This window comes from Streptomyces cellostaticus (assembly GCF_023630175.1).
Taxonomy (GTDB): domain Bacteria; phylum Actinomycetota; class Actinomycetes; order Streptomycetales; family Streptomycetaceae; genus Streptomyces; species Streptomyces cellostaticus_A.
Genome location: NZ_JALLIN010000113.1, coordinates 1 through 2107, shown reverse-complemented (window position 1 = coordinate 2107; position 2107 = coordinate 1). Strand labels below are relative to the sequence as shown.

The following is a 2107-nucleotide window of genomic DNA, read 5'->3' as shown; positions in this document are numbered from 1 at the left end:
CGGGCCTGATCCGCGGCCACCACGTGCAGGTGAACCCGGCGGGCCGCCACGAACCAGTGCGCCGCGCGGTCCGCACCCAGCTCGTTGACCACGATCGCGGGATACGGGATCACGTGTTCCGCGCTCGTGGGCCGGCTGTCAGTGGACGAGCCGTAGTGGTTGCCCAGCTCCTCGGCGAGGTGGAAGCTGAAGTTTTGTGGGTCACGCCCCACTCGTACCGCCTGGGCCGGGCCAGGCGGGGGCAGCACGCGGCACCCCATCCCAGGAACGCTCGTACGGGCCGCCCCGCCTACGGCCACTTCCAGCGCACCTTGGCACCCTCGGCGGCCTGCGCCGTGCAGCAGCCGCTGCTGCACCGGCTGCTGCCCCTGGTGGTGAAGGGTGACGGCCGTCTGCTGCATTCCGCAGCACAGGCCGCGGTGCAGCAGCGTCCCGCCAGGCGGCTGGCCCCATGGGAAGGCCGAGAACGAACGACGACACCGTCAAGGAGCGGCTCGTCGCATGCGCCACCGAGATGTTCGCCACCCCGGCCCCGGGAATCGGTCACCGTCCGTGCCCTGGCCGCTGCGGCCGGGGTCGACGGCGGCGGTGTACTCGCTGTTCGACGGCAAGGACGCGGCTGTTCGACGAGGTGCGCGACAGAGCGGTGACCGGCCTCTTCTAGGAGCGCGTCTGAGGACGCCCTCGCCGACCTCTACGCTCTACGCGCTGGCCATCGCATACCGGCGGTGGGGAGGCGAGCACCGCCACCTCTGCACGGTGTTGTTCGGTGGTGTGCAGTCCTTCGACCCGTCGGACTCGGTCGGTACCGGTGACCCCGTCGGGCCGCTCCTCGCGGCGATCGAGCGTGCCTTGACGGAGAAGGTCCTGGCGGGCGACGCGACGCTGATCGCCCTCTCGCTCTGGGTGGCCCTGCACGGACTGGTGACGATCGAACTGGGCGGAGCTCTCGACGCCGCCACGGCCGAGGCCACGTTCCGATCCACGCCACGCTGCGCGGCTGGATGACGCCCGCGGTGTTCCGCACCCTGAGGAGCGCCGAACCCGCCCCGTCCCGGCACAAGCCGTAGGCCATGCAGCCGACTTGACGAAGACCGCTTCAGCCCCCGGGGCGTACCGCGAAATCCCGTTCGGCTCGCCCGTCGCCAAGCGGAGAGCCTGGCCGCCGCCGCGGCAGGATGACGACCGCGGACTGACGCCACGTCAGTCGGACGATTCCGCCAACGGCCCCCGGTACGGCGCCCACCGTGCGGCGTCCTCATCCCAGGCGACTTCGACGATCATGCTCTCCTTGAGGGAGAAGGCGTGCCATCCGTCGTCCATCCACCTGACGATGGCGGGCACATCGCCCAGGGCTGCCAGTCCTGAGAAGTCCATCGCGGGAAGGAGCGTCAGCGATTTCGCAGGGGTCCACGTCGTGATCTGGATCATGGCTCCTGCCTGATGGGCGAGGGTCACGGCGGCAGGGGTGTCGGCAGCACCTGCGAACCGGTCCGGTGCACTCCCCTGGTGTCGCCGCTGATGCCACCCCAGGAGCCGTCGCCGACGCCCGAGAACGCTCTGCCGTGGTGCCTTCCGCAGCACGGTGCGAAGGGCCTTCTCGATCGACCCGCCCAGGCTCGTGCCGAGCGAGGTGGCCACCGCGGCGACGAACGGTGCGAGGAGGGCCGTTACCAGCACCTCCGGCGAGGACAGCATGGGACAAATGCCCCGCGCATGGATTTTTGCCAGTAGCCGGCTGCGTTCCTCCTTGTTGCCCCACGTCGCGAACCGCTGATCCCACCCATGCACCACAGTCCGATCCACCACCGGCATCCCCTCTCCCTGATCCATGCGGCATCAGGCGAAGTTGGGCGAACAGGGGCCTGACACCCCTCGAGTATCCGGACACCGCCAGGGCCTCGGGGGCGCTTTCCGGGATCCTCGCCAAGGGCGAACCGAAGGGTGCGCACACCCTTCACAGGTGGGCGTGATCGGCACATGGGTGCTGCACGTGTAGCAGGCCAGGCTCCGGCGTGTAGCAGCTGCCCGTTACTCGAAGACGTGCTGCTCGCAGCCGACGCCTGTTGTCTGGCAACGGCAGGGGGTGCTGCGCCTGCTGCATAAC

1 protein-coding gene and 2 pseudogenes are annotated in these 2107 nt (G+C 69.7%); 1 reads left to right on the top strand and 2 read right to left on the bottom strand.

Annotated features, from left to right (window positions below; genetic code table 11):
- Nucleotides 1-212 (bottom strand): annotated as a pseudogene (locus MXD57_RS31190) (hypothetical protein); the annotation flags it as partial.
- A gap of 239 nt (nt 213-451) precedes the next feature.
- Here MXD57_RS31190 and MXD57_RS31185 point away from each other — a divergent pair.
- Nucleotides 452-1070, top strand: a pseudogene (locus MXD57_RS31185) (TetR-like C-terminal domain-containing protein).
- A 133-nt stretch (nt 1071-1203) separates the two neighbouring features.
- On the opposite strand, the gene MXD57_RS31180 reads toward MXD57_RS31185, so the two are convergent.
- Nucleotides 1204-1833 (bottom strand): hypothetical protein, encoded by a 630-nt coding sequence (locus MXD57_RS31180; RefSeq protein ID WP_250405573.1) that lies wholly within the window; start codon nt 1831-1833, stop codon nt 1204-1206.
- Nucleotides 1834-2107: the final 274 nt, after the last annotated feature.

Bases quoted from the DNA above. Each gene is read 5' to 3' on its own strand.
- MXD57_RS31180 (WP_250405573.1), bottom strand. From the start codon at position 1,833: ATGGATCAGGGAGAGGGGATGCCGGTGGTGGATCGGACTGTGGTGCAT.